Below are 20,782 nucleotides of genomic sequence, written 5' to 3'. Positions count from 1 at the left end.
CCAGACAAGGACCGAGCGGCCAGGGACTGGTGGCGCTGTCGGGGGCGCCGAGGAGCGCAGGGCTGCAGGGCAATCCCATCTGACTGGCCCACACTGTTTGAGCACAGCGAGCCGCAGGCGAGCGGAGCGAGTTTGTGGGCCGCCCTGCAGTTCGAGCACCGCAGGGGAGTCGGCGCAGCCGACCGCCACCGTCTGCGACGACAGGCCCTGGCCGCTCGGGCCTTGTCTGCGCCACCAACTCTGCAGTCAATCCATTCGACTGGCTGCTCTGGGCAGTTTGCTGTCGGCGGCCGTGGTCGGGTGATTCGCTCAGCGTGAATGCGAGGTCAACCTGGCCAGCGGCGTCGACGCGCTGACCCCCGGCGCCACGCGGCGGCGGCCCGGCGCTGGCACGGCGGGTTGCGTGCCGTCTTCGTTGGGGGCCTGGCGGCGCATGGCCACGCCCACCGCCAGGATGTCGATGACCAGCAGGTGCAGGATGCGGCTGACCATGGGCACATGGGTGGCCACGTCCTCGTCGTGGTCGACGATCAGCACCGCATCGGCCTTGCGCGCCAGCGGGCTCTGGCTGGCGGTGATGGCCACCACCGCGGCGCCGCGGGCGTGGGCGATGTCGACCACCTCCAGCAGCTCGGGCACCTTGCCGGAGCTGCTGATCACCACCACCACGTCGCGCGGCCCCAGCACGCCGGCGGCCAGCACCTGCAGCCGCGGGTCGGTGCAGGCATTGCACCCAATGCCGAAACGCAGGAACTTGAACTGCGCGTCCTGGGCCACCACGCCGTAGTGGCCGCTGGCGTGGAACTCGATGCGCTGAGCACCGTTGAGCAGCTCGATGGCCCGCTCGATCGACTCGCGGTTGAGCTGATCACGCACCTGCAGGATGGCCGAGGCGGTGTTGCCCAGCACCTTGGCGCCCAGCTCGTTCATCGAGTCGCTCTGCTGCACCTGCACGTGGCTGACCGGGATGGTGCCGGTCAGGCCCGAGGCCAGGCGCAGCTTGAAGTCCGACAGGCCCTCGCAGCCCAGCGAGCGGCAGAAGCGGATGACGGTGGGCTGGCTCACCTCGGCGGCGCGGGCGATCTCGGCGATCGGGTCGCCCAGCACCGTGCGCGGCTGGGCCAGCACGTGCTCGGCCACGCGCTTCTCGGCCGGCGACAGCCCCGGGATGGCGCGGCGGATCTGGTCGAGGATGGCGCTGCCGCTGCCGGTCTCCAGCGAGCGCAGCTGTGCCTCGAGGATGGCCGAGGCGCCCACGAACGTGGCGTTGGGCGCGGTGATCACGTAGGTGGGGATGGCCTTGACGTAGTCGGTGAAGCGGCCCTTGTCCTCGAAGCGGGCGCGGAAGGGCGAGCGGTCGAAGTACTCGCCCAGGCGTGGCACGATGCCGCCGCCGATGTAGATGCCACCGAACGCACCCAGGGTGACCGCCAGGTTGCTGGCCGCGGTGCCCAGCAGGCCGCAGAAGACCTCGAGCGTGTCCATGCAGACACGGTCGGCGCCGGCCAGCGCGCGCTGGGTGATGTCTGGCGCGGAAAGTGCTTCGGCCTTCACGCCGGAGTGCTCGGCCAGCGCGCGGTACATCAGCTCCAGGCCCGACCCCGACAACAGGCGCTCGAAGGACACATGCGAAAACTGCTTCCAGGCGAAGCGCAGGATGGCGATCTCGCGCTCGTCGTGCGGCGCGAAGCTGGTGTGGCCGCCTTCGGTGCCCAGTGCCACCCAGCCGTCGGCGGCCGGGATCAGGCCCGACACGCCCAGGCCCGAGCCGGAACCGAGCAGGCCGATCACGCTGGGCTCGCGCGGCGCACCGCTGCCCACCTGCCGGCGCTGCTCCACGCTCAGGCGCGGCAGGGCCATCGCCAGGGCCGTGAAGTCGTTGACCACCACCAGGGTCTCGAAGCCCAGGCGTTCGCGCATCTGCTCGATCGAGAACTGCCAGTGGTAGTTGGTCATCCGCACCAGGTCGCCATCCACCGGGTTGGCGATCGCCACCGCGGCGTGGCGGATCGTGGTGCTGGGCAGCCCGCCCAGGAAGGCGCTGATCGCGGCGTGAAAATCGGCGTGGTCGGCGCAGCGCAGCGACGCGGCGTGGTCGAATCGGCCTGGCGCGGTTTCCAGGCGCGAAGCGGGCGTAGGTGCCGCCGATGTCGGCGATCAGGCGAGGGTGCTCGAAGGGCGTCATGGGACGGCGGCCGCGGGGGCTGGGTTCGCCCGATTGTCCACCAGCCGGCCAGGGGCCGGCCGGCGCATCGCACTGGGGTTGTCGGGGATGGATTTTGTTGGTAGCTTCACTACATTACCGACCAGCTTACCGGAAAGTGCTGCCGACACACCGGGTTCAAACGGGTGTAGTTTTGCTAAAGTTGCTTCATGAGTCCGGCGCACCTCGCCTCTGTTGACATGGCCGCCCCGCACGGCCCCTGGCTGGTTGCCGACATCGGCGGCACCAACGCACGCCTGGGCTGGGTCGAAGGCCCCGGTGGCGATATCCGCCACGTGCGCACCTTGCCGGTGCTGGGCCATGCGCACCCGCACGATGCAGTGCGGGCCTACCTGGACCAGGTCGGGCCGCTGGTCGACGGCCCCGCGGTGCCGCGTCGCGCCGCGCTGGCCGTGGCCACCGCCGTGGGACACGACGAGGTGGCCTTCACCAACAGCCACTGGCGCTTCTCCGCCCGTGCGCTGCAGCAGACGCTGGGCCTGGAGCGCCTGCAGGTGCTCAATGACTTCGAGGCGCTGGCCCTGTCGCTGCCGCGGCTGGGGGCCGGACAGCTGCGCGCCATCGGCCCCGGCCTGCCGCGGCCCGAGGGCACGCTGGCCGTCATCGGCCCGGGCACCGGTCTGGGCGTGGGTGGCGTCACCCGCACCCGCCACGGCTGGGTGGCGTTGCCGGGCGAAGGTGGCCATGCCACGCTTGCGCCGGCCGACGAGTTCGAGAGCGCGGTGCTGGCCGCCGCACGCACCCGCTTCGATCATGTCTCGGCCGAGCGGCTGCTCTCGGGCATCGGCCTGCCGGTGCTGCATGCCTCGGTGGCCGAGGCCATGGGGCAGGCGGTCGAGCTGTTGCCGGCCGAACAGATCGTCGAGCGCGGCGTGGCCGGCGCCGATGCGCTGTGCGAGCGCACCCTGGACACCTTCTGCGCGATGCTCGGCGGCTTCGCCGGCAGCGTGGCGCTCACGCTGGGCGCGCGCGGCGGCGTGTATGTGGGCGGCGGCATCGTGCCGCGCCTGGGCGAGCGCTTCTTCCAGTCGCGCTTCCGCGAGCGCTTCGAGGCCAAGGGGCGCTTCCGCGGCTACCTGCACGCCATCCCGACCGCGCTGATCACCGACACGCTGGCCGCGCTCACCGGAGCCGCCTTCGCGATCGAGCAGGACGGCGTTTGAGCGGCCCAGGCGCAGCGCCGCGGCCGCGGCTGCTGCCGCTGATCTGGCCGTTGTACCTGGAGCTGTGGCTGGGCGTGGCCGTGGGCATCGTCGGCACCGCGCTGGCGGCGCGCGGCGGCGACGCGGCCGGCGGCGCCTTCGCGATCGCCCACCAGCTGGCGGCCATGCTCTTCGTGCTGTTTCGCATCATTGGCGCCGGTGCCAGCGTGGTGCTGACCCAGCGCCTGGGCGCCGGACAGCGCGACCAGGCCGATGCGGTGGCGCTGGCCACGCTGGGCGCCAGCACCTGGCTGGGTGGAGGCACGGGTCTGGCCTGTGTGCTCTTCGCACACCCCTTGCTGACGCTTCTGAACACGCCGCCCGAGGTGCTGCCGCTCGCTGCCCCGTTCCTTCGCCTGCTGGGCGCCTCACTGCTGCTGGACGCCTGGAACGCGTCGATGGCGGCGGTGATGCGCTCGCACCTGCGGGCGCGCGACACCCTGATGGTGATCGTGGCGATGCATGCCACGCACCTGGCGCTGAGTCTGCCGCTGATGCTGGGCTGGGGACCGCTGCCGGCCTGGGGGCTGAGCGGCTTTGCGCTGGCCTTGCTGGTGTCGCGGGCGCTGGGCGTGGGCCTGCACCTGCTGCTGTGGGGCCGGCGTCTGCAGCTGCGCCCGCGGGCCGCCGACTGGTGGCGCCTGCCGCGCGCCGAGCTGGCCGCGGTGCTGCACATCGGCCTGCCTGGCGCGGCCGAGAACATCGCCTGGCGGCTGTGCTTCATGGCCAGCCTGGCGGTGGTGGGCCTGCTGGGCGCGGCGGCGCTGGCCACCCATGCCTACGTGATGCAGGTGATGATGGGCGTGCTGCTGTTCGGCGCGGCCACCGGCATCGCGGTGGAGATCGTGGTCGGCCACCTGGTGGGGGCCGGCCGGCTGCGCGAGGCCGACCGCCTGCTGCGCCGGGCCATGGGCGTGGGCCTGGCGGTCAGCACCGGGCTGGCCTTGGCGGTGGCGCTGGCCGGACCGTGGCTGATGCGGCTGTTCACCCGCGACGAGGCGATCATCGCCATGGGCGTGCGCCTGCTGTGGCTGACGGTGGCCGTCGAATCCGGCCGCACCTTCAACCTGGTGGTGATCAATGCACTGCGTGCCACCGGTGACGCGCGCTACCCGGTGATGGCCGGCACCGCGTCGATGCTGGTGGTGCTGGCCGGCGGCAGCTGGGCGCTGGGCATCGGCCTGGGTTGGGGCCTGCCCGGCCTGTGGGTGGCCTACGCGGCCGACGAGTGGCTGCGCGGCCTGCTGATGTGGCGGCGCTGGGTGCGGCTGCGCTGGGTGCCGTATGCGCGGGCCACGCATCGGCGCCTGCGGCCGGCCGCCTGAGCTGGGACGCCCCTAGCGCAGCGTCAGCACCGGCGTGTCGTCCATCACCTTCGGCGCCCCCGGCTCGCCGCCGCCGAACGACCAGGCCAGCGGCTCGGGCGCCAGCGCGCGAAAGCCGCCGTCGTAGTCCCAGGTGCTGAGGTAGAGCCGGGCGCCCTGCAGGCTGGCCGGGCGGCCCAGCGCATCGGCGTCCAGCGTGAAGCGCACCAGGCGCCGCGCGGCGTCCACCTGCACCCGGGCTGAGGGCGCCACCGGCGTGCCTTCCTGCCGTGCGTCGGCGCCCGCCGGGCTGAACAGCGCGTTGGACCAGCCGTGCACACGCAGCCGGCGGTGCCAGACCATGCCCTCGGGCAGCGTGGCATCCTGGCCTGGCATCACGCGGGCGCCGCCAGGTTGACCGGGCAACTCGACGAACAGCGTGAAGGCCACGTGGTCGAATCCCTGCGATGGGTTCCAGGCGCGGCTGATCGAGGCCATTTCCACCTCCACCTGCAAGGCGCCACCGGCGCGCCAGGCGCGCAGGGCGCGTACGTCGCCGGGGCGGGTCGTGCCGAAGCTGGCATCCAGCGGATAGCGGTAGCGGCCGCTGGGGCCGCGGTCGTCCTCGGCGGGGTCGGCGTGCTCGGCCGCGGGCAGCCAGGGCTGCCACAGGCGAAGTGTCACCGGGGCGGACAGCGCGCCATCGCTGGCGCGCCAGGCCACCAGGCGGTGGCGGGCGTCGGGGTCGGTCCAGTCGCCAGCGTCCCAGCGCTGCTGCCAGCGGCCGTCCGGGCCGGGCTGCACCGTCACGGCGCGGTCCAGGCGGCCGTCGGCCACCAACTGGAAGGGTGCCGCGCTGTCGGCGCAGCCGCTCAGCAGCACGCTGTCCTGCTGGATGCTGTCCGGCAGGGCGTCAATGCTCAGCGCGGCGCTGCGCGCCGCCACTGACGCGGCCGGGCCCGCCACCCGCCAGACCATGCCGGCGCGCGGCGGCAGCCGCAGGCTCAGCCGACCCTGGGCGTCCACCTGCAGGTCACCGGGCTGGCCGTGCAGGCCGAAGCGGCCCCGGAGCCGGGTGCCGGGCGGCAGGCCGGTGTCCAACGCATCCAGCAGCAGCTCGTGCTCGGCGGTGTTCATCACCACCAGCGCGCGCTGGCCGCCGTGGTCGGTGCGCCAGGCCACGGCGCCGGCGCCTTCGGCCTGGGCCAGCAGCACCGTGGGTGTGCCGCGCGAGAACACGCGGCCATCACCGGCGCGCAGCGCGGCCAGCTCGCCCAGCAGCCGGTACACCGGGGTGTGGGTGTCGAAACGGTCGCGCCCGCCGGAGCCGGCGCCGGCCGCGAACATGCTGGCACGCGGCACGGTGAAGCCCTGCTCGGTGCCGTAGTAGATGACCGGGATGCCGGGCAGCGTGTAGATCGCCAGCAGGGCCTGCTTCAGGCCGGCTTCGCTGCCACCGGCCAGGAAGCGGTCGACATCGTGGTTGTCGACGAAGCTGGGCAGGCGCCAGGGGTCGCGGTGCAGGCGCATCATCGTCTGGATGCGCTCGCCCAGTTCGGCCGGGGGGCGGCCGCTGGCGAACACCGCGCCCAGCGCGCCATAGAGCGGGAAGTTCAGCATGCCGCCCAGCTTGTCGGGGCCGGCGTAGGACTCGATCAGCCGGGTCTGCGTGTCCTGCCCCGGCCCGTCGATGCCAAAGCCTTCGCCGAAGGTGAAGAAGCTGGGCTTGCCGGCGGCGCGGGCCACCCGGGCGATGCCGGGCGCCTGCGGGTCGCGGGCGTGCATGAAATCGGTGAAGTACTCGGGGGGCACGTAGAGGGCGGTGTCCACCCGGAAGGCGTCGACACCCACCTCGCGCACCCAGTAGCCGTAGGAGCGGCGCAGCGCCTGCCGCACCAGCGGGTTCTCGGTGTTCAGGTCATCGAGCGAGGACATCTGCCGGTTCAGCACCTGCTGGCGGTCGGCGTAGTCGCTGACGTCCGGTGTCCAGTGGTAGACCCCGGCGCGGCGGTCGGCCGCACGCCGCGGGTCGTTCAGCGAGAACGGCCATTGGCTGGGCCGGGCCACCGGCGGGCTGTCCGGGTGGGGCCAGTAGCCGGCCGTGGGGTCGTCGGCGCGCCATTCGGCGGGCCGGTAGCCGAAGTAGTTGCCGGTGTGGTTGACCACGATGTCCTGCACCAGCGTCATGCCGCGGCCGTGCAGCGCACGCGCCAGTGCGCGGTAGTCGGCCAGCGTGCCCAGGTGGGGGTCCACCTTCATGAAGTGCTCGGCCCAGTAGCCGTGGTAGCCCGCGCTGTGGCCCGACGGGTCCAGCCACTGGTTGGCCACCGGCGGCGTGATCCACACCCCGGTGGCGCCCAACCCCCGCACGTAGTCCAGCCGGCGCTGCAGGCCGGCGAAATCGCCGCCCTGGTAATGCTCCAGGCTGCCCGGGCGGAACTCTCCACGGCCCTGGTCGTTGTTGCGCGGGTTGCCGTCGTCAAAGCGGTCGGTCAGCACGAAGTACAGCACCTGGTCGCGCCAGTCGACGGGGGCCGCAGTGGCCGGCGTGGCCGCGCCCAGGGTGGCGAGCAGGGTCCAGACAAGGAGTTTCATGGGACGCACGTGAAGATGTAGTTGGGCTACATATCGACGGCGCTTTCTCTGCTGGAGAACCGCCGTCTGTGTGGAATCCTACCTGTTCTACCGAGGAAGATGGGGCTTTTCCGTGTCGCTGGACGGCCACTCTTAGGGTTTTCACAAAGTTTGACGCTCAGCTAGTTTTGGTACAAATGCGTCGTTCCAATCGTTGGCGCGATCTGTGTCGTGCCCTGTCCGGGCGCCACCACAGTCGGCGCCCGCCCCCGCCAAGAGACCTTTCGTCCAGAGAAGGAGTACCCCGGTGAAGCCCCAGTCCCACCCGCGCTCGCGCCGCCACTGTCCCACCCCGCTGACCGCCACCGCGGTGGGCGCCGCCCTGCTGGTCTCGGCGTTCGCCGCCCAGGCCCAGGACACCCAGACCATCACCGTCACCGGCATCCGCAAGGGCATCGAAGACGCGATCTCGGTGAAGCGCAATGCCGATGGTGTCGTCGAAGCCATCAGTGCCGAGGACATCGGCAAGCTGCCCGACACCACGATCGCCGAGTCCCTGTCCCGGCTGCCGGGTCTGACCACCCAACGCACCAAGGACGGCCGCGCTTCCAGCATCAGCATCCGTGGCCTGGGTCCCGACTTCAACGGCTACCTGTTGAACGGGCGCGAGCAGACCAGCATCGGCGACAGCCGCGGTGTTGACCTCAGCGTCTACCCTGCCGAACTCATCAGCGGCGCCACCGTCTACAAGACCAGTGACGCGTCCTTGATGACCGCCGGCCTGGCCGGCACGATCGACACGCGCCTGATCAATCCGCTGGACTTCCCCAACCGGGTGATCTACGGCAGTGTGCAGAAAGACAGCACCGGCCGGGGCCTGCCCAACGAAGGCAGTGGCAAGCGCTACAGCCTGTCCTACATCGACCAGTTCGCCGATCGCACCATCGGTCTGGCTCTGGGCTTCGTCCATTCCGATGGCACGACCAACCAGCTGGGCACCGGCGGCTGGGGTGAGGCCACGGTCGATGCCACGCTGACCAATGGCCAGGTGGTCAATGGCGTCAAGATCCCGGCCCCCTGGGGTGCGGGTCTGGACTTCAGCAGCCAGCGCGTCAAGGACGACCGTGACGGTGTGGCCGCCATCCTGGCCTACCGTCCGAACAAGGATTTCAACAGCCAGCTGGACTTGTTCTACTCGAAGATCAAGACCTACACCAAGAAGCAGTTCGTCAAGGGCGGCCTCGGAGGTCCGATCACCAACGCCACGGTGGTCAACGGTGTGGCCACCAAGGGCACCTACAGCAATGTGTCGCTGGTCGACTACATCGAGGGCATCAGCGACAACGACGAGGTGATGTCGGCAGGCTGGCGGAACACGCTCAAGCTGCAGAACGGCTGGAAGGCGTCGGTGGACCTGAGCCACAACTCCGCCAAGCGCATCGAGCGCGATGTCGAAGCCTACGCCGGCACGCTGACCACCGATACCCTGACCTTTGACCACACCGGCGGCGGCACGCCTCGCCTGACGCTGGGCAGCCCGCTGAACTACACCAATGCCAACACGATCGCCGTGCGTGATCAGACCGGCTGGAGCGGTGTGAACTACCCGGACGGCACGCCGGTGCCGCAGGCGGGCTACACCAAGGGCCCGACGATCGAGGACAAGGTCAACGCCATCCGCGTGGACTTCACCAAGGATCTGTCTGGCGGCATGTTCACCGACGTGCAGTTTGGTGCCAACTACACGGTCCGCACGAAGGACCGCACCAGCGATGAAGGCCTGATCGTCTCCGCCAGCGGCGTGGGTCGTGACCGCATTCCCTTCCCCGCGGGCTCCTACATCGAGAAGAACGTTGGCGGCACCGGTCTCGACATGCTGACCTTTGATCCGCAAGCGGGTCTGTGGGCCGGTGCGAAGCTGCTGCGCAAGTACAACGACGACATCCTGTCCAAGACCTGGGGCGTCGAGGAGAAGGTCACCACGGCCTACGCCAAGCTCAACGTTGACACCGAGCTGTCGGGCATCCCGGTGCGCGGCAATGTGGGCCTGCAGCTGGTCAACACGGATCAAAGCTCCAAGGGCTACCGCGCCGAGGTCGGCTCTGGCGTGGTGCTGAACAACCCCGCCAAGGGCTTGAGCACGGCCGGTACCACCTACCTGGATGTGCTGCCCTCCTTGAACCTGACCGGCGATCTGGGCGATGGCAACCAGGTGCGTCTGTCGGTGTCGCAGCAGATTGCGCGGCCGACCATGACCGACATGCGCAATTCGTTCGCGGCGTCGGTGGACACCAATGCGGCCAACTCGACGTTCGGCAAGTTTGTGGGCTCCGCGGGCAACCCGGAACTCAAGCCGTTCAAGGCCAAGGCGCTGGACCTGTCCTACGAGAAGTACTTCGGCAAGAAGGGCTACCTGAGTGCCGCGGCCTTCTACAAGAAGCTGGACACCTACATCACGCCGCAGACGCTGGTCAATTACGACTTCACGAAGTACGCACAAGCCCTGGGTCTGACGATCCCGCCTGCCGGCCCGATCGGAACGCTGACCACTTCGGTCAACGGCAACGGCGGCAACCTGTATGGCGTCGAGCTGACGGCCTCGGTGCCGTTCAACCTGGCGGCGGCCTTCCTGGATGGCTTCGGTGGCAGCATCAGCTACGCCGACACCCAGAGCTCGGTGAAGCTGCCCAACGTGCTCGGCAAGAACCCGAACCAGCAGGTGTCGAAGGCCGATGGCGAGATTCCGCTGCCGGGTCTGTCTCGCAAGAACGCCAAGCTGATGCTCTACTATGAGAAGGCCGGCTTCAGTGCCTTTGTCGCGCAGAACTACCGCTCGACCTACATCGGCAGCGTGGCCAACGACGCCGTGGGCGGCTACCCGACGCTGCGCTACATCGAGGGCTCGTCCTGGGTGTCTGCGCAGGTGGGCTACGAGATGCAGGAGGGGCCGCTGAAGGGTCTGGGTCTGCGCCTGGAGGGCAACAACCTGAACAAGCCGGTCTACCGTCAGCTCAAGGCTGATGGCAAGACCGTCGACACCGAGACCAAGACTGGTGCTTCGCTCTCGTTGAAGGTCAACTACAAGTTCTGATCCCCGACCGGGCGTCTTGAACCAGCCCCTTGTCCGGCTTGCCCGGCAAGGGGCTTCTTCATGGCGGCGCTGGTTGACAATCGGCTCTGACGGCTTGCATCACTCCTGCTGACATCATGGACCATACCCCCCTGCGCAACATCGTCATCGTTGGCGGTGGCACATCCGGCTGGATGACCGCCGCGGCGCTGTCCAAGGTCCTCAAGGGCCGCTACGAGATCACCCTGATCGAGTCCGAGGAGATCAGCACCATCGGGGTCGGCGAGGCCACGATCCCGATGATCTCGGTGTTCAACCGGATGCTCGAGATTGATGAGAACGAGTTTGTGCGGCAGACCCAGGCCTCGTTCAAGCTCGGCATCGAGTTCGTCAACTGGGGCCGCCTGGGAGACCGCTACATCCACGGGTTCGGTGTCATCGGGCAGGACAACTGGACGGTCGACTTCCATCAGTACTGGCTCAAGCAATACCTGGCCGGCAAGGCCAAGGAACTCGAGCATTACTCGATCAACACGCTGGCCTGTCGGCACAACAAGTTCATGCGGGCGCGGGCGGACATGCCCAATTCACCGCTGTCCCAGATTGCCTACGCCTTCCACTTTGACGCTTCCCTGTATGCGCGCTTCTTGAGGCAATACAGCGAGCAGCGCGGTGTGCGCCGCGTGGAGGGGATCATCACTGATGTCTCCGTGCGCCCCGCCGACGGGCACATCGAGGCCGTCACCTTGAAGAATGGGCAACGCATCGAGGGCGATCTGTTCATCGACTGCTCAGGCATGCGCGCCCTGCTGATCGAGCAGACGCTGCAGGCCGGCTATGAGGACTGGTCGCATTGGTTGCCCTGCGACCGCGCGCTGGCGGTGCCCTGCGCCTCGGTGCCCGAGATCACGCCTTACACCCGATCGACCGCGCGCGACGCCGGCTGGCAGTGGCGCATCCCCCTGCAGCACCGCACGGGCAACGGCCTGGTCTATGCCAGTCGCTTCATGAGCGACGACGAGGCGCGTGGCGTGCTGCTGGGCAACCTGGACGGCGCGCCCCTGGCCGAGCCCCGGGCCATCCGCTTCGTGCCAGGGCGGCGGCGCAAGACCTGGGATCGCAACGTGGTGTCAATCGGTCTGGCCAGCGGCTTCATCGAGCCCCTCGAATCCACCAGCATCCACCTGGTACAGATGGGCATCGCCCACCTGCTCACCTACTTTCCCGCAACGGGTTTCTCGCAGCCCGACATCGACGAGTACAACCGGACGATGCAACTGGAGTACGAGTGGGTGCGCGACTTCATCATCCTCCACTACAAGGCCACCGAGCGCAACGACACGCCGTTCTGGGACTACTGCCGCACGATGGACATTCCGGCCTCGTTGCAGCACCGGATCGACCTGTTCCGCACCCACGGCCGCGTCTTCCGCGAGGGCAACGAGCTGTTCACCAAGGTCAGCTGGCTGCAGGTGATGCACGGCCAGCGCATCCGGCCTCAGGCCTACCACCCGCTTACGGACCTGCTGGATGAAAAGGAGATCGCGGACTATCTGGATGAGGTGTCAGGTGTCATCGCGGCCTGTGTGGAAGTGATGCCGAGCCACAACCGTTACATCGCAGAGAACTGCGCGGCGCGATGAGCGCCGCGCTTTCCTGACCCTCGGTAGCTCTTTAGTCTGCGGTGATTAGGAGTGGCGAGTTGGTCATGTTGGTGCCAGAAAACCTAGGCTTGCAGAAGGCGCCATCAGAACGCCAAACGCCTACGGAGGTAGTTGCGCCTGGAGCAAGCGTACTCGCGGGGAAAGCCACTATGTTTGCTGGGCCTGCCGTGCAGGCCACCGCAAGGCCGCTGATTGTTCCAGATCCGGTATTCTTTACTTGGAAATTGATATAGCCTGGTCCGCCATAACCTGACACGCTGAGCATTCCCTCTCCGGGGACGAAACCTCCCGGAAGGGTTGAAAGCTTCTTGTCCCAGGCCGTCTTAGGAAAGAAATCAGCTCGCCCGTCGCCATCACCGTCGACTGTGATTGTGTCGGTGGCAGCAAGCAATCCAGTCCATGAATTATTATACGCCATTCCGCATCCATCGCTGAAAGCTTCGACGCGGTAGGTCAGCGGTTTCCCAAGGGGAACGAACTGCGGATCATAGTCGTAAAATGGGCCGCCAACACCCGTCGGAAGGTCCGACAAAGCGGGAATCCCCAACTTCAGTTGCAGTTTCAGGAAGTCAAAGCTGAACGGAATTCCTCCGGTTCCTGAGACCACTTGACTGGTGGACTCGAAAACCTTTAGAAGCTTGTCGCCTCGGTAAATCCGGTAGCCGGCTTCGTTATCAACCGTATCGGTGCTGATGGTGCACGATGCTGGTGCGTTCCGATCATATCGAACTCCTCCGATGATCTCGGTCCACGAACACATAGTCCCTGGAAGAACCTTGGTTCCGTACGGCGGACAGGTGCAGGTGGTTTTCTGGCAGGCTAGCCGTTGAGTCCGCCGTTCCCAGGTGAGGCGAGCGACCGAGTAACTCGGGGCATAGCTGGCCACCAAGCCGAGAGTGGCAGTCTTCGTGCTGGAGTATCCCCCAAGGTCATTCTCAATCAGCGACAAGAGTTCACTCGCCTTTTGATCATTGGATTTATTTGTACTGGTGAAAATCCTGTACATCTGATCTGCCCCGAATCGCGACATCTTTGCTCTGCATTTTGGGTCGGCAAGGCAGTTGTCAAGCGATCCTGCGGCGACTTCGCCGATGCGTCCAAAATTTGCCTTTAGATACTCTGAGACAGCATTGGTCGGTACAATCTTGATGTTGGCTGGCCATTTTTCTGTGAACGTATAGTTTTGGGCAACTGCCGTGTTGCCAAGAAAAAATACAGACCCCAGAATCGCTATAACTTTTAAAAATCTCATTTTTTCCCTAGTTGATTTGCGCCAAGCATGTTTTGATTGGCGAACGCGAATTTAACTGAAACCAATTGCTTTCGGGTTGGGTACTGGTACCCGTAAGCGATAGTTGCTGCGGTTGGTTTGGCATCTTGTCTCCTGCCTGCTACGCAAGCTGTGACTGACGGCACTTGTTGCCTTCGAATGTAGTAAAGATACTTGCGAATGGCTGGCTGAAACGCGTCGCGATCGGCGGGTTTCTACCTATGAAGTGCGATCTCGATTGCTGGGCCTATCTGAGTAAAATGTAGCAAAACTACACTCCACATCTGATGATTCGACGTCGCCATGTGGCTTGGTCCAGCCTCTTGTTGGCCGCGGGGGTGGTCGCGCCTGTCCGCGCCGCCGACCGCCGCCCGCTGGTGATCTGGTACAGCGTCGAAGGCGCCAAGGCCGTGCGCCGCATCGGCGAGGCCTTCACCGCCGCCACCGGTGTGCCGGTGGTGGTGGAGACCCCCGACGGCATTCCGGCGCGCTTCCAGCAGGCGGCCTCGGGCGGCAAGGGGCCGGACATCTGCACCTTCCCGCACGACCGCATTGGCGAGTACGTGGCCGGCGGCCTGGTGCATGCGGTGAGCCCGTCGCGCGCGCTGCTGGCCGACATTGACCCGCTGGCCTGGCGCGCGATGCGCTGGCGCGGCCGGGACTGGGGCTACCCGTACGCGATCGACGCGGTCACGCTGATCTACAACAAGGCGCTGGTGCCGCGGCCGCCGGTCAGCTTCGACGAGGTGTTCGAGATCGAGGCGCGGCTGTCGCGCCAGGGTCGGCACGCCATCGTCTGGGACTACACCAACAACTACTTCACCTGGCCGCTGCTGGCAGCCGGCGGCGGCTATGCCTTCCGGCAGCGCGAGGACGGCAGCTACGACCCGAACGACGTGGGCGTGGCCAACCCCGGCGCGCTGCGCGGCGCCGAGCTGCTGGCGCGCCTGGTGGCCGAGGGCGTGATGCCGCCCGGCTCGGGCTACGCCGAGATGGAGGCCGCGATGGCCCAGGGCCGCGCGGCGATGATGATCAACGGCGCCTGGTCCTGGGTGAACCTGCAGCGCGCCGGCATCGATTTCGGCGTCAGCCGCATCCCGGCGGTGGCCGGTCACCGCGCCGCACCGTTCATCGGCGTGCGCGGCTTCCTGATCAACCGCGCCAGTGCGCAGCGCGAGGTGGCGGCCGAGTTCATCGAGCACTGGCTGCTGCGCCCTGAGGGCCTGCGCCTGCTGGACAGCGCCGAGCCGCTGGGCGCACCGGCCAGCCGGGCCCTGTTCGCCGAGCTGCGCGCGCGGCCCGGTCTGGGCGACAAGGTGGCCGGCATCATGGACTCGGCGCGCGACGGCCTGCCGATCCCGCCCTTGCCCGAGATGGGCCGTTTCTGGAGTGCGATGAAGGCCGCGCTGACCAACCTCACCGAGGGTCGCCAGACCCCGCGCGAAGCGCTTCAGGCGGCCGAGCGCCGCATCCGGGACAGCGCATGAGTGGCCGATCCTCCCCCGCCTGGCGCTACCTGCTGCCGGCATTGGCCGCGGCGGCGGTGTTCGTCGTCTTCCCGATGCTCTACACGCTGAGCCTGGGTTTCACCAACTACAGCGCCCGCAACCTGCTGTCATTCGAGCGTGCGCGCGCCCAGTTGCTGGAGGAGCGCCTGGTGCAGCCCGGCAGCGAGCGCGCCTTCACGCTGCATGCTGACGGCGCGCGCTGGCGCGTGGCCTTGCCGGCCGAGGACGGCCAGGCGGCGCTGGTCACGGCGCCGCTGACGCTGGACAGCCCCGAGACCCGCGCCGTGCCGCTGCAGCCGCTGGCCGACACCGCGCTGACCCCGGCCGCCCCGCCGGCCCAGGTGGTCGAGCGCGTGCCGGCGCTGCGTGCGCTGCAGCTGACCACGCCCGACGGCCAGACACTGAGCCTGCAGTCGCTGCGCCATGTGGCGCCTTCGCGGCCGCTCTACACCCTGCGCGACGATGGCGCGCTGGTCGACACCCTGACCGCCACCGCCTACCGGCCCGACATGGCCGAGGGCTTCTTCACCAGCGAGGCCGGCGACCAGCTGCAGCCGGGCTTTCGCGTGGCCGTGGGCTGGCGCCACTACCAGCGCATCTTCAGCGACGGCCGCTTCCAGGAGCCCTTCGCCAGCGTCTTCCTGTGGACCGTGGCCTTCTCGGCGCTGACGGTGCTGGGCGTCACCGCGCTGGGCCTGCTGCTGGCCGTGCTGCTGAACTGGGAGGCGCTGGAGGGCCGCGCTGCCTACCGCCTGGTGCTGTTCCTGCCCTATGCGGTGCCAGGCTTCATCTCGATCCTGGTGTTCAAGGGCCTGTTCAACCAGAACCTGGGCGAGATCAACCTGATCCTGAACGGGCTGTTCGGCATCAAGCCGGCCTGGTTCACCGATCCGGCGCTGGCCCGCACGATGCTGCTGATCGTCAACATCTGGCTGGGCTTCCCCTACATGATGGTGCTGTGCTCGGGTCTGATCAAGGCGATCCCGGGTGATCTGGTCGAGGCCTCGGCGGTGCTGGGCGCCGGGCCGCTGACGCACTTCCGCCGCGTCACGCTGCCCTTGATCCTGAAGCCGCTGACGCCGCTGCTCATCAGCGCCTTCGCCTTCAACTTCAACAACTTCGTGCTGGTCAGCCTGCTCACCGCCGGCGGCCCCGACCGGGTGGACACCGCGCTGCCGGTGGGTGGCACCGACATCCTGGTCAGCTACACCTGGCGCATCGCCTTCCAGGACTCGGGCCAGCAGTTCGGCCTGGCGGCGGCCATCTCCACCGTGATCTTCCTGATCGTGGCGGCCATCACGCTGGTGCAGATGCGCTTCACCAGGATCAACGACGAACCCGCGCGCTGACCGACATGCCCATCGTCCAAAGCCGATCCCAGCGCTGGCGCAAGCTGGCCGCCCACGCCTTCCTGCTGGCGCTGTGTGCCGTGGTGCTGTTTCCCTTCCTGGTGGTGGTGTCGGTGTCGCTGCGGCCGGGCAACTTCGCCGCCGGTTCATTGATCCCGGAGACCATCAGCTGGGAGCACTGGCGCTACGTGCTGGGCCTGCCCTACGCCGCGCCCGATGGCCGCCTCGTCGAGCCCGACCTGCCGGTGCTGCGCTGGCTGTGGAACTCGGTCAAGGTGGCCACGGTGTCGGGCCTGGTCACGCTGCTGCTCTCCACCACCGCCGCCTATGCGCTGGCGCGCATGCGCTTCCGGGGCCGGCGCCAGGTGTTGACGGGTCTGATGCTGATGCAGATGTTCCCGGCCGTGCTGGCGCTGGTGGCGATCTACGCCATCTTCGACCGCCTGGGCGCCGCCGTGCCAGCGATCGGCCTGAACACCCATGCCTCGCTGGTGCTGGCCTACTCGGGCGGCATCGCCATGCACGTGTGGACGATCAAGGGCTACTACGACACCCTGCCCACCGAGATCGAGGAGGCCGCCCGCGTCGACGGCGCCGGCACCTGGACCACCTTCTGGCGCGTGCTGCTGCCGATGGCGCTGCCCATTCTGGCGGTGGTCTTCCTGCTGGCCTTCATCGGCGCGGTGATCGAGTACCCGGTGGCCTCGGTGCTGCTGACGCAGCAGGACCAGCTGACGCTGGCCGTGGGCGCCAAGCTCTTCGTGCACGAGCACAACTTCCGCTGGGGCGACTTCGCCGCCGCCGCCATCCTCTCGGGCCTGCCGATCACCGCGGTGTTCCTGCTGGCGCAGCGCTGGCTGATCGCCGGCCTGGCCGCCGGCGGCGTCAAGGGATGAGGCGCCGCCACTTCAACCTGGCCGCGTCGCTGACGCCGGTCCTTGCCTGCCTGCCCACGATGAGCCACGCCGCCCTGCCTGCCGCCCAGACCCACCTGGACTGGACCCGCAGCGCCAACATCTACGAAGTCAACATCCGCCAGTACACGCCCGAGGGCACGCTGCGCGCCTTCATGGCCCACCTGCCGCGGCTGCGCCGCATGGGCGTGGACATCCTGTGGCTGATGCCGATCCAGCCGATCGGCCTGCAGGAGCGCAAGGGCACGCTGGGCAGCTACTACTCGATCCGCGACTACACCGCGGTGAACCCCGAGTTCGGCACGCTGGATGATGCGCGGGCGCTGGTGCGCGAGGCACACGCGATGGGCTTCAAGGTGATCCTCGACTGGGTGGCCAACCACACCGCCTGGGACCACCCCTGGACCCAGGCGCACACCGACTGGTACAAGCTCGATGCGAAGGGCCGGATCTTCCCGGTCACCTTCAATGCCGGCACGCCGCAGGTCGAGTACTGGACCGATGTGGTGGCGCTGAACTACGCCAGCGCCGCGCTGCGCCGGGCGATGATCGACGCGATGGCCTTCTGGGTTCGCGAGGCCGACTTCGACGGCTTCCGCTGCGACGTGGCCGGCCTGGTGCCCACCGACTTCTGGGACCAGGCACGCGCCGAGCTGGACGCGATCAAGCCGATGTTCATGCTGGCCGAGTGGTCCGAGGTGGACCTGCACGAGCGAGCCTTCGACATGACCTACGGCTGGGACCTGACGGACGTGCTCACCAAGGTCGCCAAGGGCCAGGCCGATGCGCGCGACCTGGCCGCCTGGGTGCGCCAGCCGCCGCTCAGCAAGGCCGGCCAGGCCTTCCCGAAGAGCGCCTACCGGATGCGCTTCACCAGCAACCACGACCACAACTCCTGGCATGGCCACGACGGTGAGCTCTACGGTGACGCCTTCCCGGCGATGGCCGTGCTGGCCGCCACGCTGCCCGGCATGCCGCTGATCCTGGGCGGCCAGGAGGCGGGGCTGCGCAAGCGCCTGGCCTTCTTCGAAAAGGACACGATGGATCTGTCGAGCTTCCCGCACGAGGCGCTCTACACCCGGCTGCTGGCGCTCAAGCATGCGCACCCGGCGCTGTGGAACGGCCAGTACGGCGCCGACGTCGAGCTGCTGGATGGCGGCAGCCCCCAGGTGTTCGCCTTCCGCCGCCGCCAGGGCAGCGACCAGGTCACGGTGGTGGTCAACGTCAGCGACCAGCCGCAGGACGTGGCGCTGGCGGCGCTGCCCGGGGTGCAGCGCCTGGCGCCCTGGGCCTGGCAGATCGACGCGCCATGACCAGCGCCGCGCCCTGGTGGCAGGACACGGTCATCTACCAGGTCTACCTGCGCAGCTTCCAGGACAGCAATGGCGACGGCATCGGCGACCTGCCGGGCCTGGCGAGCCGCTTGGACGACCTGCGGGACCTGGGCGTGCAGGCGATCTGGATCACGCCCTTCTTCCCCTCGCCCAATGCCGACTTCGGCTACGACGTCAGCGACTACTGCGATGTGGCGCCCGAGTACGGCACGCTGGCCGACTGGGACGCGCTGGTGCGCCAGGCAAGGCAGCGCGGCATGCGCCTGCTGGTGGATTTCGTGCTCAACCACACCTCGGACCAGCACCCCTGGTTCCGCGAGGCCTGCAGCTCGCCGCAGCACCCGCGGCGCGACTGGTATGTCTGGCGCGATGGCCCCCCCGATGGCGGCCCGCCCACCAACTGGCGCTCGGTGTTCGGCGGCCCGGCCTGGACGCACGAGCCGCGCAGCGGCCAGTGGTACTACCACGCCTTCCTGCCGCAGCAGCCCGACCTGAACTGGCACCACCCGGGCGTGCGCGCGGCGATGGCCGATGTCGCGCGCTTCTGGCTGCGCCGCGGCGCCAGCGGTTTTCGCCTGGACGCCACCGCCTTCCTCTTCGAAGACCCCGCCTGGCCGGACGACCCGGACCCCGACCGGCAGCCCCCCTGGCCGCTGCAGCCCTTCAACAGCAACCGGCCCGAGAACCACGGCGTGCTGCGCGAACTGCGCGCGGTGCTGGCCGAGTTCAACGCCGGTTTCGACGATGAACGCGTGCTGCTGGGCGAGTCCTGCACCGACACCCTGGCCGAGCTGCGCGCCGCCTACGGCGAGCAGGGCGACGAGATCCAGCTGCCGATGAACTTCGTCTACGCGCGCCACTGGCAGCGCGACGCCCCGTTCTTCCAGCGGCTGATCGACGACACCCAGGCGCTGCTGCACGACCGCACGCCGGTGAGCTTCTTCAGCAACCACGACCACTGGCGCCAGTGGAGCGCCTTTGGCGACGGCGTGCACAACGACGCCATCGCCCGGCTGACGGCGGCCATGACGCTGCTGCAGCGCGGCACCGCCCTGGTCTACTACGGCGAGGAGATCGGCATGGCCGACCTGCCTGAGGCCGAGCTGGCCGCCGCGCCGCTGGGCCTGAGCCGCCCCCGGGCCGACCCACGCGACCGTGCCCGCACGCCGATGCAGTGGGACGCCGGCCCTCACGCCGGCTTCAGCCTGGGCACGCCGTGGCTGCCGCTGCCGCGCACCTGGGGTGATCGCCATGTGGCGGCGCAGCGCGCCGACCCCCACTCGCTGTGGCACTGGTACCGCGCGCTGATCGCCCTCAAGCGGGACGACCCGGCGCTGCACGCCGGCGCCCATTGGCCGCTGCACGCCGACCAGAGCTCGGTGCTGGTGTTCGGCCGCCGCTCGGCGGACGGCACGCTGGCGCTGGTGCTGCTGAACTGGGGCGAGCAGGCCTGCGAGGTGGCGGTGCGGGGCCTGCCCGCAGGCACCGGCCCCACCGCCGAGGTGCTGCTGGCCAGCCCGCCGATCGCCGCGCCGCAGCGGCTGGACCGGGTGCCGCTGGCACCCTATGGCGTGGCGGTGCTGCGCCCCCAGGGGGTGAACGCATGAAGGTCCTGGTGACCGGCCTGAACGGCACGCTGGCGCCGGTGCTGGCGGCGCGGTTGCGCGCCGATGGCCACGAGGTCATCGGCTGGGACCGGGCGCGCCAGTCGGTGGACGACGAGACCGCCGGCCGCGCCTGGCTCGACCAGGTGCGCCCCGATGCCATCGCCCACCTGGCCACCGGCGATGCGCACTGGGCCGGCTGGATGGCCTGGTGGGCGGCGCAGGGCGACCGGCCCTTCGTGTTCACCAGCACCGCCATGGTCTTCGACGCCCAGCCCGACGGGCCCCACCAGCCCAGCGACACGCGCACGGCGCGCGACGCCTACGGCCGCGGCAAGATCGTCTGCGAGGACGCCATCCGCCGCGCCCACCCCTTTGCCTGCATCGCCCGCCTGGGCTGGCAGATCGACCTGAGCCGTGGCGGCAACACCATGCTGGCCACGCTGGAGCGCTGGCAGCAGGAGCAGGGCGTGATCGAGGCCAGCCGCCACTGGCGACCGGCCTGTTCCTTCATCGACGACACGGTCGAGGCGCTGGCCCAGTTGCTGCAGGATCCGCTGCCGGGCGTGCTGCACCTGGACAGCAATGCCGGCGACGGCTGGCGCTTCGACCGCATCGCGCGCGCCCTGGCGCGCGCCGCGGGCCGCGACCACTGGCGGGTGCAGGCGGTGGACGGCTACCGCCACGACCAGCGGCTGCAGGGCGGCGCGCTGCGTCTGCCGCCGCTGAGCGAACGGCTGGCCCTGGCGAGGGCCTGAGCACGCG

12 protein-coding genes and 1 pseudogene are annotated in these 20,782 nt (G+C 68.7%); 10 read left to right on the top strand and 3 right to left on the bottom strand.

The window, feature by feature from the left end; all coding sequences use genetic code 11:
• Window positions 1-309 precede the first annotated feature (309 nt).
• A pseudogene (locus tag KAK03_RS08235) lies at window positions 310-2,185 on the bottom strand (glucokinase).
• A 218-nt stretch (window positions 2,186-2,403) separates the two neighbouring features.
• On the opposite strand from KAK03_RS08235, the gene glk reads away from it, so the two are divergent.
• Both glk and KAK03_RS08225 read left to right on the top strand, forming a co-directional pair.
• Window positions 2,404-3,387, top strand: a complete 984-nt coding sequence (gene glk, locus KAK03_RS08230; RefSeq protein ID WP_247661020.1) for a glucokinase — start codon at window positions 2,404-2,406, stop codon at window positions 3,385-3,387.
• Entirely contained in the window at window positions 3,384-4,751 is a 1,368-nt protein-coding gene (locus KAK03_RS08225; RefSeq protein ID WP_247661019.1) for an MATE family efflux transporter, read from the top strand. Before glk ends, KAK03_RS08225 begins: the two co-directional genes overlap by 4 nt.
• 12 nt (window positions 4,752-4,763) lie before the next feature.
• On the opposite strand, the gene KAK03_RS08220 is transcribed toward KAK03_RS08225, so the two are convergent.
• Window positions 4,764-7,325: an alpha-amylase family glycosyl hydrolase gene (locus tag KAK03_RS08220; protein WP_210853242.1), complete on the bottom strand. Its 2,562-nt coding sequence runs from the start codon at window positions 7,323-7,325 to the stop codon at window positions 4,764-4,766.
• A 286-nt stretch (window positions 7,326-7,611) separates the two neighbouring features.
• Here KAK03_RS08220 and KAK03_RS08215 point away from each other — a divergent pair, with 286 nt between their 5' ends.
• Together KAK03_RS08215 and KAK03_RS08210 are read left to right on the top strand one after the other, a co-directional pair.
• A complete protein-coding gene (locus tag KAK03_RS08215; protein ID WP_210853240.1) occupies window positions 7,612-10,395 on the top strand; it encodes a TonB-dependent receptor in 2,784 nt (927 codons plus the stop codon).
• 116 nt (window positions 10,396-10,511) lie between these two features.
• The gene (locus KAK03_RS08210; RefSeq protein WP_210853238.1) at window positions 10,512-12,017 is read left to right on the top strand and encodes a tryptophan halogenase family protein; all 1,506 of its coding nucleotides are present in this window, start codon (window positions 10,512-10,514) and stop codon (window positions 12,015-12,017) included.
• Between the two features lie 31 nt (window positions 12,018-12,048).
• Here KAK03_RS08210 and KAK03_RS08205 read toward each other — a convergent pair whose 3' ends face one another.
• Entirely contained in the window at window positions 12,049-13,290 is a 1,242-nt protein-coding gene (locus KAK03_RS08205; RefSeq protein WP_210853236.1) for a hypothetical protein, read from the bottom strand.
• 305 nt (window positions 13,291-13,595) lie between these two features.
• On the opposite strand from KAK03_RS08205, the gene malE reads away from it, so the two are divergent.
• Genes malE through KAK03_RS08175 form a run of 6 tightly spaced genes read left to right on the top strand, consistent with a single transcriptional unit; the run spans window position 13,596 to window position 20,775 of the window.
• The gene (gene malE / locus KAK03_RS08200) at window positions 13,596-14,795 is read left to right on the top strand and encodes a maltose/maltodextrin ABC transporter substrate-binding protein MalE (protein ID WP_247661017.1); all 1,200 of its coding nucleotides are present in this window, start codon (window positions 13,596-13,598) and stop codon (window positions 14,793-14,795) included.
• Entirely contained in the window at window positions 14,792-16,165 is a 1,374-nt protein-coding gene (gene malF / locus KAK03_RS08195; RefSeq protein ID WP_210853234.1) for a maltose ABC transporter permease MalF, read from the top strand. Before malE ends, malF begins: the two co-directional genes overlap by 4 nt.
• Before the next feature lie 5 nt (window positions 16,166-16,170).
• A complete protein-coding gene (gene malG, locus KAK03_RS08190; protein ID WP_210853232.1) occupies window positions 16,171-17,061 on the top strand; it encodes a maltose ABC transporter permease MalG in 891 nt (296 codons plus the stop codon).
• Window positions 17,058-18,392 (top strand): alpha-amylase family glycosyl hydrolase, encoded by a 1,335-nt coding sequence (locus KAK03_RS08185; RefSeq protein ID WP_210853230.1) that lies wholly within the window; start codon window positions 17,058-17,060, stop codon window positions 18,390-18,392. Before malG ends, KAK03_RS08185 begins: the two co-directional genes overlap by 4 nt.
• Window positions 18,389-20,020: an alpha-glucosidase gene (locus tag KAK03_RS08180; protein ID WP_210853229.1), complete on the top strand. Its 1,632-nt coding sequence runs from the start codon at window positions 18,389-18,391 to the stop codon at window positions 20,018-20,020. The genes KAK03_RS08185 and KAK03_RS08180 overlap by 4 nt, the downstream gene beginning before the upstream one ends.
• Window positions 20,017-20,775: a sugar nucleotide-binding protein gene (locus tag KAK03_RS08175; RefSeq protein ID WP_210853226.1), complete on the top strand. Its 759-nt coding sequence runs from the start codon at window positions 20,017-20,019 to the stop codon at window positions 20,773-20,775. The genes KAK03_RS08180 and KAK03_RS08175 overlap by 4 nt, the downstream gene beginning before the upstream one ends.
• The last annotated feature ends 7 nt before the right edge of the window (window positions 20,776-20,782 follow it).

It is taken from the genome of Ideonella alba, assembly GCF_018069845.1.
In the GTDB taxonomy this organism is placed as follows: Bacteria; Pseudomonadota; Gammaproteobacteria; order Burkholderiales; family Burkholderiaceae_C; genus Ideonella; species Ideonella alba.
This window is presented reverse-complemented; position numbering and strand designations above follow the sequence as displayed.

Coding starts and splice junctions, on each gene's coding strand:
- glk (WP_247661020.1), top strand. CDS start 2,404: ATGGCCGCCCCGCACGGCCCCTGGCTGGTTGCCGACATCGGCGGCACC.
- KAK03_RS08220 (WP_210853242.1), bottom strand. CDS start 7,325: ATGAAACTCCTTGTCTGGACCCTGCTCGCCACCCTGGGCGCGGCCACG.
- KAK03_RS08210 (WP_210853238.1), top strand. CDS start 10,512: ATGGACCATACCCCCCTGCGCAACATCGTCATCGTTGGCGGTGGCACA.
- KAK03_RS08205 (WP_210853236.1), bottom strand. CDS start 13,290: ATGAGATTTTTAAAAGTTATAGCGATTCTGGGGTCTGTATTTTTTCTT.
- malE (WP_247661017.1), top strand. CDS start 13,596: ATGATTCGACGTCGCCATGTGGCTTGGTCCAGCCTCTTGTTGGCCGCG.
- malF (WP_210853234.1), top strand. CDS start 14,792: ATGAGTGGCCGATCCTCCCCCGCCTGGCGCTACCTGCTGCCGGCATTG.
- malG (WP_210853232.1), top strand. CDS start 16,171: ATGCCCATCGTCCAAAGCCGATCCCAGCGCTGGCGCAAGCTGGCCGCC.
- KAK03_RS08185 (WP_210853230.1), top strand. CDS start 17,058: ATGAGGCGCCGCCACTTCAACCTGGCCGCGTCGCTGACGCCGGTCCTT.
- KAK03_RS08180 (WP_210853229.1), top strand. CDS start 18,389: ATGACCAGCGCCGCGCCCTGGTGGCAGGACACGGTCATCTACCAGGTC.
- KAK03_RS08175 (WP_210853226.1), top strand. CDS start 20,017: ATGAAGGTCCTGGTGACCGGCCTGAACGGCACGCTGGCGCCGGTGCTG.